The organism is Frankia sp. CeCAU1 (assembly GCF_977971845.1).
The window spans coordinates 11,984-20,947 of sequence record NZ_CDWWXA010000090.1; the positions used below are offsets into that span (position 1 = coordinate 11,984).

Below are 8,964 nucleotides of genomic sequence, written 5' to 3' on the forward strand. Positions count from 1 at the left end.
TCGCCGCGGCGCTTGCCACGGTGCGGGATTTCTACACCGCCGCCGGTCTGCCGCCGACCTTCCAGCTGACACCCTTCTCCCGGCCGACCGGGCTCGGCGCGGTCCTCGACGCCGCCGGGTACGACGACACCGGTCCTACCGACGTCTGCACGGCGCCTCTCGCCGGCCTTGTGCGTGGTGCCGACCGGGCACCGGCGGCTGCCGGCTCGGTGGGGATGACCGTCACCACCACGCCGGCGGATGAGTGGCTGGATGTCGCCGGCCAGGTGCTGACGACGTTCAACGCGCAGCGGCCCGGCACGCTCGCGGTGCTCTCGGCGCTGCGGCTGCCCACCATCTACATCACCCTGACCGTGGACGGCATGCCGGCGGCGGTCGGACGCGGCATCGCGGACGACCGTTGGCTGGGTGTCTACAGCATGGCCACCCTGCCCGTGGCCCGTGGCCGGGGCGCGGCCCGCCGGGTTATCGCGGCACTCGCCGAGTGGGCTGCGGGCAGAGGCGCCACTCATGCGTATCTGCAGGTCGAAGAGGTCAGCGCCGCGGCGCGGGGCCTGTACGCCGATCTTGGTTTCCGGCCGGTCTACCGCTACACCTACCGCCGTGCGCCGCTGGATGCGACGTCCGGTGGAGGTCTCCCATGAGCGGGACCGTCGAGGAACTCCTCCTGCCGGGCGGCCTGACCAGGGTGATGGGCGTCGTCAACGTCACGCCGGACTCGTTCTCGGACGGCGGTACCTACCTCGATCCGCTGGACGCGGTCCGGGCCGGGCTGCGGATGGCCGACGACGGGGCGGATCTCGTCGACGTCGGTGGTGAGTCGACCCGACCGGGCGCGTCTCGGGTCATCGCCGCCGAGGAGATGCGTCGCGTGCTTCCGGTGGTGGCCGAGCTCGCCGCCGCGGGCGTCCGGGTCAGCGTCGACACCAGCCGTGCCGCTGTGGCCGCCGCCGCGGTCGACGCCGGGGCGGTGCTCGTCAACGACGTGTCCGGCGGCGCCGATCCCGATCTGCTCGGTCTCGTCGCCGACCGTGGCGTGCACTACGTGCTGATGCATGGGCGGGGGACCAGTGCGGACATGGCGTCCCGGGCGGTGTACCGCGACGTGGTCGCGGAGGTGGTCGCGGAGCTCGTGGACCGGCTCGGGGCCGTGCTGGCCGCCGGGATCGCCGAGGATCGGGTCATCCTCGACCCCGGCATCGGCTTCGCCAAGACCGCCCGGCACAACTGGACGCTTCTGCGCCACATCGACGCCTTCGTCACGCTCGGCCGGCCGCTGCTCGTCGGCACGTCCCGCAAGTCGTTTCTCGGCTCGGTACTGGCGGACGCGAACGGCCCGTCCCGGCCGGTCGCCGACCGGGACGACGCCACCCAGGCGACCACCGCGTTGCTGGCCGCGGCCGGGGTGTGGGGCGTGCGGGTGCACGCCGTCCGGCCGGCCGCCGACGCCGTGCGGGTCGTGCGCGCCTGGCGGGACGATAGTGACCGGCGCGGGGACGGACCCGAGGCCGATCCCGGCCGGGCCGTGGATCCCGGCCGCGTGGAAGATCGGGAGGTTCCGTGGGCTCCGCGGTGACGGGCTCCGCGGTGACGGGCTCCGCAGCGGAGGTCGCCTCCCAATCGAGGGCCACGTCGCTCGACCGGATCACCCTGTCGGGGCTGCGGGCTCGCGGCTACCACGGGGTTCTGGCGGCGGAACGGGATCTTGGCCAGGAGTTCGTCGTCGATGCCACGCTGTGGCTCGACCTCTCTTCGGCGGCGTTCCACGACGACGTGACCCGCACCGTGCACTACGGCGAGCTTGCCGAGACCCTTGCCGGGATCGTCACCGGAGAACCCGTGAATCTGATTGAGACCCTCGCCGATCGACTCGTCCGCGCCTGTCTGCGGGACGGTCGGGTGATGCGGGCCGAGGTGACTGTCCACAAGCCCGCGGCCCCGATCGCGCTTCCGTTCGCCGATGTCGCGGTGACGATCGTCCGCAACCGGGTCGACGGCGGCGAGTCGGTGACCGCGCCGGACGCGGCTGCGGGGGTCGCCACCGATGGCGGGTGACCGGATGATGACCCGGCCGGACCATGCGGTGCTGTCGCTCGGGTCCAACCTCGGCGATCGTCTGGGCCGGCTGTCCGCCGCCGTCCACCGGCTCGACCGCGCGCTGGGGGTGCTCGCCGGCTCACCGGTGTACGAGACGGCACCCGTCGGTGGACCCGAGCAGGACGACTACCTGAACGCCGTCGTCCTGGTGCGCCCGGCACCCCCGCGTGATCTGCTCGAGGTCGTCCGCGAGGTGGAGGAACGGGCCGCGCGGGTCCGGGCCGTCCGGTGGGGCCCGCGAACGCTCGACGTCGATGTCATCGCGATCGGTGACCTGCGCAGTGATGACCCCGAGATCCTCGTGCCGCATCCCCGAGCACATCTGCGGGCCTTCGTCTGCGTGCCCTGGCTGGACGTTGATCCCGAGGCGACGCTGCCCGGGCACGGGCGGGTCGCCGATCTGGTCGCCCGGATGGCCGCGGGGAAGCACCCGGCCGGTCTGCGCCGGACCCCGTGGTCGCTGCCGGATCCCGTGGTCGAGGCGGATCCGGGGGCCGGTGCCGTCACCGATCCCGCCGTCGACGGCAGTGACGCCGAAGAGGCGGCCAGGTGAGACCGACCCGGGCGCGTGATCTCATCGCGGTCGCGGTGGCGTTCGGGGTACTCGGGTACCTGCTGCTGTGGTGGGCGTACCGATCGATTCCCACGCTGCCGCGAACAGCGTCGGTGTCGGTTCTCATGATCGGTGCCATCGAGCTCCAGGTCGCATCCCTGACCCGTCGCCGGCTGGAGGGGCGGCGGGGAACGCGGCCGATCCTCCCGCTCACCGTCGCCCGGCTCGCCGCGTTGGCCAAGGCGAGCTCCGTCGTCGGAGCGGCGCTTGCCGGCATCTGGGCGGGTGTGTTCGGCTACACCATGCCCCGCACGGGGGAGTTCCCGACCGCGGGCGGCGACGCGCTCACCGCGGGTCTCGGGTTGGCTGCGGCGATGGTGCTGTTGACCGGGGGCCTCATCCTCGAACGGGTGTGCCGGGTCAAGAAGCGTTAGCCCGGCCCGGCCCGGCTCCGGGCGGAATGTCCTGATGGAACACCGAAAAGTGGTGTGATAACCGATGGGTCGACTGTTCTGATTCGTGTTGGCAGGACTACTCTGGGGTAGATTGCGATATATGACCGTGGTCGGTGTCGGAGTTGTCCCGGGTCACCTCCGTAGGGTGGTGATTGTCGGCGTTGTTCGCGTCGTCGGTGGATGGTGCGGTGACGTGGCGCCCAGGCGCCGGGGGCGGGAAGGGGCGGGTGATGGTCGCTGAGGGCAGGAACTCGCACGGTGGCACGCGCGCGCAGCCGCGACTGAACCACGGTCGGGTGGACCATGGTCGGGTAGATCATGGTCGGGTGGGCGATGGCGCCGATCCCGGCCCACCCGCCGGTCCGGTTCACGACCCGGCGCGGAACTTCTCGGACCCCGTGCGTGACCTCCCTGCCAACGCGGCTCGGGCCGCTCCCCGGTCGGGTCCGGCAGCTGAGGGAACCGCCGCGCCCCGGCGCCGCCAGCCGTCCGAGGGCCGGATCGTCGCGTTCAGCACGCTGGCGACGAGATCCGCCAGGAGGCCCGAGCCCCGCCACTCGTCGCGAGCCGCCGCGCCGACGTTCGACGGACCGGCGTACGGGGACGATCCCATACCGTACGATATCGTACAATCTCATACAGTGACGCCCGCGCAGGTTGATCGGCCGGCCTCGGCCTGGCGGTCCCCGGGCGGGCCGGTCCCGCCCGGGGAGCGGCCCGAGCCGGCGCAGCGGCCCGACCATCGCGGCGGTTGGCCCGACCCACGCGGCGCGGGTGTCTCCCCGCCGGGTGGGGTCGATGCCCCCCGGCACCGACCCGCGTATTCCTCGTCTCCCCCGGACCCGCGCGCGCCGTCCGGGCTGGACCGGGGATCTCTTCCGGACCCGGACGGCTTCTCCCGGGGAGGCGGTCGGCCGGGTTCCGGACTTCGGCCGGGTTCCGGGCTACTGGACGAGGTCAGCTTCACCGGGTACCAGCACGCGATCAGGGACGACGGCCCACGGACCGCCGGGGAACCCCGGCGCGCCCCGGACCGGATGTCACCGGGCGCTGCCTCCGGCAGGCCACGAGCGGACCCGCCGGGACAGGGCCGGTGGGGGAGCCCTGAAGTCGATGGGCCGGATGCCGGCGACGCTGCCGTCGGCGACGCTGCCGTCGGCGACGCTGCCGCCGTCTCGGAGCCGGCCCGCCCGCACGGCCGCGTGGCCGGTAGCCGAGCCCGTACCCGAGCCGGTACCCGAGTCCCGGCTGGAGGGGGCCGCCAGCCGCGTAACCCGGTACTCAGCGCGATTCAGGCGGCGGTGCTCGCGGCGGTCCTCGTCGTCGGCGTCTCGCTCGGCCGGACACTGGCCCTGCCAGGTGACGCCGGGACGATGTCCCGGGTCGCGGACTGGGGACGGGTGAACCATCTGTCCTTCCTCGTGGATCAGTTCGACCGGCGTCGTTAGGGCTTGGACCGGTGCCGTCGGCGGAGATGGGGCTTCGCGGCTCAGGCCCGTAAAAAGTTCGTAAAGATGGCATACAACGCAGAGGTTTGTCGACCAGAGAGCGATTGTTGTCACCGTTGCCGCACTTGTCGCTTTATGGTCTCCATTGAGTATGATCGAAGCAATGTCCAGGTAACCTGCGGATCCTCGGCCACGCGGACCATCCGGGCCGGCGGAGCAGGAGAAGCGGTCCCGGCGAAATTGGTTGCGCCCAGTTTGCCGAATCCTCTTGCATCCGATGGCCCCGGGCGTGTGAAATCGGTATCGGTAGGTCTGTCGCATTCCGTCGACCTCGCCGCGAAGAGGCCCGTCTCGGGCATCCTGGTCGCCGATGTTCGGCCGAGCGCGCGTCCTGGCCTGCCAAAGCATCCAGGGAGGCCACGTGCGTCCAAGACCCGCACCTTCTCCTGCGGCACCCCTGACCGTGAACAGTGGCGGCCAGGGGCGAGTGGGTCAGGACCGGGCCGGGCAGGGCCATGCCGGCAACGGCCGGGCCGGGCAGCTCCCGGACGCCTCCGACGGACCCGGCCGGCTGCCCACCGAGGCCGAGGCCGCCGCGATCACGGCGGCGGTCTTCGACAGCCCGCTGGTGTCCAGGGTGTCGCCGGATGGTCTGCGCATCACCGGCATCCGTACCTCGACCGGCGCACCCGACTGGGCGTTTGCGGTGTTGTCCCCGCTGGGCGGTACCGATCCGGCGATCGCGGTACTGCGGTGGGACACCAGCTGCGGATGGGTGCTCGATCAGGTGGGGACGGCCCGGGTCGGGATCGGCGGTGGAGCGGCCGGACGGCACGACGACCTGCCGCGTGGGGCCATCACCCGTCGCCGCGGTGCCGGTGTCCGCCGCGGTTGTGAATCCGGTATCCGCCCAGGTGACGCGGCACGGCCCGGCTGAGCGACGGCGCCCTGTCGGCCTGGCGCCGCGCCAGCTACCGTCGTGAGGGTGTCGATGTCGGCAGCCGAGGCCTCAGGACAGCGCCCGTGACCCTCGTGGACTGGTTGCGTGCGCTTCCGGATCAGGCGTTGACCCGGCTCTTCCTCCTACGGCCGGACCTGGCGACGCCGCCCCCACCGGACTTCGAGGTGCTTGCGGCCCGCCTGGAGATCCGGGTCAGCGTGGCCCGCGCGTTGGAACGTCTCGACACGGGCGCCTGCGAGCTCCTGGAAGCGTTGACGATCCTTCCCCGGCCGGTGTCCCTGGCGGAGCTGACAAGGTTCTGCGGGCATTCGGAGGTGTCCGAGCCGGTGGGCCGGCTTCGTGACCTCGGGCTCATCTGGGGCGACGATGCCGAGCTGCGGGTCACCGGGATGGTCGTCGACCTCCTCGGCGTGCGCCCGCTGGGGCTCGGCCGTCCCGTGCGAGCCTGCCTGACGACGTACCGGCAGTCCCAGCTCGCCCGGCTCCTGACCGCGGCCGGCCTGCCGGTGCCCCGGGGCGCGGTCGACGAGACGATGACCGGGGTCGCCGTCCGGGAAGCGATGATCGACGCGTTGAGCGACGCCTTCGCGGACGCGGATCGGGTGCGGGAGTGGATCGAGGCCTGCTCCTCCCGGGCGCGGCAGCTGCTGGACCGGCTGGCCGCGGGTCCGGCGCTCGGCGCCACCACGGAGGCGGGCCGGTTGCTGGGGGTGTCCGCGGCCCGAACCCCGGTGGAGGAACTACTTGCCCGCGGCCTGCTCGTCGGATTGGACGAGGAGACCGTCGAGCTGCCGCGCGAGGTTGGGCTGGTCGTGCGCGGCGAGCATCCGGCCGGGGTCCTGCACCCGCATCCGCCCGCGGTCGAGGGAGAGGTCGTCGGGGTGGCGGCGGTTGACGCCGTGGCGGCCCTGGCGGCGGACGCCCTCGTCCGGTGGGTCACCACCCTGCTGGACGCTTGGGGCGCGAGCCCGGTCACTCCGCTGCGCACCGGCGGGTTGAGCGTGCGGGACCTGCGTGCCGCCGCGAAACTGCTCGATGTCGACGAGCGGACCGCGGCCTTCGTGGTGGAGCTGGCCGCGGCGGCAGGCCTGATTGACGCGACCGCGGGGGCCGAGGTCCAGTACGTGCCGACCACGGCCTACGACCGCTGGGGCACCGACCTGGTGGCGGCCCGGTGGGCCGTACTGGTCGAGGGCTGGCTGCGCTCGTCGACCGCCGCCTGGCTGGTCGGCGAGCGGGACGAACGGGGCCGGCAGATCGCTCCCCTGTCGCTGGACGTGCGGCGGCCGGCCGTGCAGGACCTGCGTGCCCAGGTCCTGCGGGCGCTGGCCGCGGCGCCCGCAGGGGTGGTGCCGACCGCGGAGTCGTTGCGTGCCCTGCTGACCTGGCGAGCGCCCCGGCGCGGCGGAATGCTGCTCGCCGGGATGATCGACGGAACGATCGTCGAGGCCGAGCTGCTCGGGCTGACCGGCCGGGGCGCACCGAGCACGGTCGGTCGGTTACTCGCCGCCCAGCTCGACGCGGAGAACGCCGATCCGACGCGGAACGTGGGCGTGCCGAGCCGATCGGCGGCTGGTGATCCAGGGCTGTGCGTCAGGCTTGCCGACGCGCTTGCGCCGCTGTTGCCCGAGCCGGTCGAGGAGCTGCTGCTGCAGGGGGATCTCACCGCGGTTGCCCCGGGCCCGCTGGTACCCCGGGTGGCTGCGGAGCTGGCGCGGATGGCGGATGTCGAGTCCGCGGGCGCGGCCACCGTCTACCGGTTCTCCGAGGCCTCGCTGCGTCGCGGTCTGGACTCGGGCCTGGTAGCGGAGGACATCCACGCGATGCTCGTCCGTCTCGGTCGAGGCGGGGTGCCGCAGGCCCTCACCTATCTGATCGACGACACCGCCCGGCGGCACGGCCGGTTGCGGGCCGGTCCCGCCGCGAGCTACCTGCGCTGCGAGGACACGGCGCTGCTCGCCGAGGTGGTCGCCAACCGGCGTACCCAGGCGTTGGGGCTGCGCCGGATCGCGCCGACGATCGTCATCTCCCCACTGCCGACCGCGGAGATGCTCGCCGGCTTGCACAGCGCCGGGTTCGCACCGGTCGCGGAGGCCCCGGACGGGCGGGTGGTGCTGCGCCGGCCCGCCGCCCATCGGACGCCGGCGCGTCCCCGCGCGGCGTCGGTCGACGTGGCCGACACCCGGATCAACCAGCTGCGCGACGTGGTCCGGCTGGTCCGCCGGGGCGACGACAGCGCACGGGCGGTCCGGGCGGCCGGCGAGGTTCCCGGCATCGAGGTCGGGCTCACCCGGTCCGCGCCGTTGATCCTGGTGCTGCTGCAGGGAGCCGTCCGGGACCGGCGCCGGGTGCTGCTGGGCTACGTTGACCAGCAGGGTGCGCCGAGCGACCGGATCGTGCGGCCCACCGCCGTCGAGGGCGGCTGGCTCACCGCGTGGGACGAACTCAGTGCCGGCCCGCGTCGTTTCGTCCTGCACCGGGTGACCGGCGTCGCTGACATCGACGACGCGTTCGGCGGACCGCCGGTGGCGGCGGACTGGTCGGCCGCCGCGGAGGATCTCGCCGATCCGCCATGAGCCGGGCGGGCCGGTGGGCCGGTACCGGTACCGGTGCGCCCGCTTGCCCGCGGGACCCGCGGTGGTTTCGGTCTGGCTTCGGCCCCTCTGGTTACCGTGTCGGTGGTCGGCTGTACCGTCGAAGGGCGCCGGTGAACGAGCAGCGCGCCGCCGGTGTGATCGTGCCGGTGCTACGCCGGTGGCCCGCACCGCACCGATCGGTGCAGGGCGGCTCGTGTTGGTGGTTCACTGATGGGCCGATACCCACGGCGGAACCTACGGCGGACGGAAAGGGCGGTGGCGGGTGACGGACGGCCCGTTGATCGTCCAGTCGGACAGGACGTTGCTGCTCGAGGTCGAGCATCCCAGTGCTGTCGAGGCGCGGTCGGCCATCGCTCCGTTCGCCGAGCTCGAACGGTCTCCGGAGCACGTGCACACCTATCGGGTGACGCCGCTGGCGCTGTGGAACGCCCGGGCCGCCGGTCATGACGCCGAGCAGGTTGTCGATGCGCTGGTTCGCTTCTCCCGTTACGCCGTGCCGCACGCCCTGCTCGTCGACATCGCCGACACGATGGATCGCTACGGTCGGCTGCGCCTGGAGAACGACCCGGCCCACGGGCTGGTGTTGCGTGCTCTCGACCGGGTGGTGCTCGTCGAGGTGGCCCGGGCCAAGAAGGTCGTGCCGATGCTCGGCTCCCGCATCGACGACGACACGATCGCCGTGCACCCCTCCGAGCGCGGCCGGCTCAAGCAGGTGCTGCTCAAACTCGGGTGGCCGGCGGAGGATCTCGCCGGCTACGTCGACGGCGAGGCGCACCGGATCGAACTGCGCCAGGACGGCTGGGAGCTGCGCGACTACCAGAAGGGCGCGGTAGCCGGGTTCTGGGAGGGCGGG

The 8,964-nt window shown here is 72.9% G+C and carries 10 protein-coding genes; 9 read left to right on the forward strand and 1 reads right to left on the reverse strand.

Translation table 11 applies throughout. The features are described from left to right. The 5 genes from AC08OO_RS15695 to AC08OO_RS15715 form a co-directional block, all read left to right on the forward strand. The coding region (locus AC08OO_RS15695; RefSeq protein ID WP_476618693.1) for a GNAT family N-acetyltransferase at positions 1–644 on the forward strand (644 nt) is incomplete at its 5' end. Continuing rightward, positions 641–1,576 (forward strand): dihydropteroate synthase, encoded by a 936-nt coding sequence (gene folP / locus AC08OO_RS15700; RefSeq protein ID WP_476607201.1) that lies wholly within the window; start codon positions 641–643, stop codon positions 1,574–1,576. The genes AC08OO_RS15695 and folP, both read left to right, overlap by 4 nt. A gap of 11 nt (positions 1,577–1,587) precedes the next feature. Then, a complete protein-coding gene (gene folB / locus AC08OO_RS15705; RefSeq protein ID WP_476607202.1) occupies positions 1,588–2,055 on the forward strand; it encodes a dihydroneopterin aldolase in 468 nt (155 codons plus the stop codon). Beyond that, the gene (gene folK / locus AC08OO_RS15710; RefSeq protein ID WP_476607203.1) at positions 2,045–2,650 is read left to right on the forward strand and encodes a 2-amino-4-hydroxy-6-hydroxymethyldihydropteridine diphosphokinase; all 606 of its coding nucleotides are present in this window, start codon (positions 2,045–2,047) and stop codon (positions 2,648–2,650) included. The genes folB and folK overlap by 11 nt, the downstream gene beginning before the upstream one ends. After that, positions 2,647–3,084 (forward strand): DUF3180 domain-containing protein, encoded by a 438-nt coding sequence (locus AC08OO_RS15715; RefSeq protein WP_476607204.1) that lies wholly within the window; start codon positions 2,647–2,649, stop codon positions 3,082–3,084. Before folK ends, AC08OO_RS15715 begins: the two co-directional genes overlap by 4 nt. A gap of 388 nt (positions 3,085–3,472) precedes the next feature. On the opposite strand, the gene AC08OO_RS15720 is transcribed toward AC08OO_RS15715, so the two are convergent. Next, a complete protein-coding gene (locus tag AC08OO_RS15720) occupies positions 3,473–3,718 on the reverse strand; it encodes a hypothetical protein (protein ID WP_476607205.1) in 246 nt (81 codons plus the stop codon). A 28-nt stretch (positions 3,719–3,746) separates the two neighbouring features. Between AC08OO_RS15720 and AC08OO_RS15725 the strand changes: the two genes are divergently transcribed. The 4 genes from AC08OO_RS15725 to AC08OO_RS15740 form a co-directional block, all read left to right on the forward strand. Beyond that, complete coding sequence (locus AC08OO_RS15725) at positions 3,747–4,553, forward strand: hypothetical protein (RefSeq protein ID WP_476618694.1); 807 nt, start codon at positions 3,747–3,749, stop codon at positions 4,551–4,553. A gap of 421 nt (positions 4,554–4,974) precedes the next feature. Then, complete coding sequence (locus AC08OO_RS15730; protein ID WP_011438756.1) at positions 4,975–5,490, forward strand: hypothetical protein; 516 nt, start codon at positions 4,975–4,977, stop codon at positions 5,488–5,490. An 86-nt stretch (positions 5,491–5,576) separates the two neighbouring features. Further along, positions 5,577–8,090 (forward strand): helicase-associated domain-containing protein, encoded by a 2,514-nt coding sequence (locus AC08OO_RS15735; protein ID WP_476609217.1) that lies wholly within the window; start codon positions 5,577–5,579, stop codon positions 8,088–8,090. Between the two features lie 283 nt (positions 8,091–8,373). After that, on the forward strand, positions 8,374–8,964 hold a 591-nt coding region (locus tag AC08OO_RS15740; protein WP_476618695.1), incomplete at its 3' end, for a helicase-associated domain-containing protein.

What these genes read in the sequence shown, in the direction of transcription:
- folK (WP_476607203.1), top strand. Translation starts at nt 2,045, where the DNA reads ATGGCGGGTGACCGGATGATGACCCGGCCGGACCATGCGGTGCTGTCG.
- folP (WP_476607201.1), top strand. Translation starts at nt 641, where the DNA reads ATGAGCGGGACCGTCGAGGAACTCCTCCTGCCGGGCGGCCTGACCAGG.
- AC08OO_RS15720 (WP_476607205.1), bottom strand. Translation starts at nt 3,718, where the DNA reads ATGGGATCGTCCCCGTACGCCGGTCCGTCGAACGTCGGCGCGGCGGCT.